This window comes from Vibrio sp. 811, assembly GCF_033339195.1.
Map to the genome: position 1 here is coordinate 1 of NZ_JAWOUB010000604.1, position 604 is coordinate 604.

Annotated in this window: 1 protein-coding gene; it reads left to right on the forward strand. The window is 45.9% G+C overall.

Translation table 11 applies throughout. The features are described 5' to 3' along the window. The coding region (locus tag R7Q46_RS28345) for an Hpt domain-containing protein (RefSeq protein ID WP_318078464.1) at positions 1-604 on the forward strand (604 nt) is incomplete at both ends.

The window sequence follows — 604 nt, forward strand, 5'->3', positions numbered from 1 at the left end:
TGTTCTTGCGGCGAATGCGCAGGGCAGTTATTTGGCGAATCAGTTATTAAAGCCAGATTTTCCTAATCAGTTGGTGTCGATGAAGGCTACGCTCGAACAAAAACTGGTTTCTTTTATCTTTTGGCTCATTGTCGTGAGCGGTTGTCTGTTGGCGTTGGTCTCATGGGCTGTCTTCTCTAAAAATGCGGTGGCGAATTCAAGTTCATCAGAGCCTGCCGTTTCTCAAACTGAAAACGCATCCAGTTCTTTAAAACACGAGAACAAAGCGCGTGAGTTGGCAAGTGATGCTCAAGCGAATAAAACGCAAGAGCTAACCCCTGATTCGCGACAAGAATTGCTGGCTCCGCAAGAACCGTTTATCGATATAAACAGAATGCTGGATTCGCTTTCTGGCGATGAAGGCGCTGTCCGAATGTTGCTCGAGGTCTTTATTCAAGATCATGCTGAAGATGGTTCTAAATTACATAAACTTCTAAACGAAGATATAGACAACGCACAGCGCGCGGCGCACAGCCTGAAAGGGGTGTCAGGAAGTTTAGGTGCAATGCCCCCGCATTACATCTCAGGTGAGATAGAGTTATTGATAAAACAGGGCAAAGAGGTA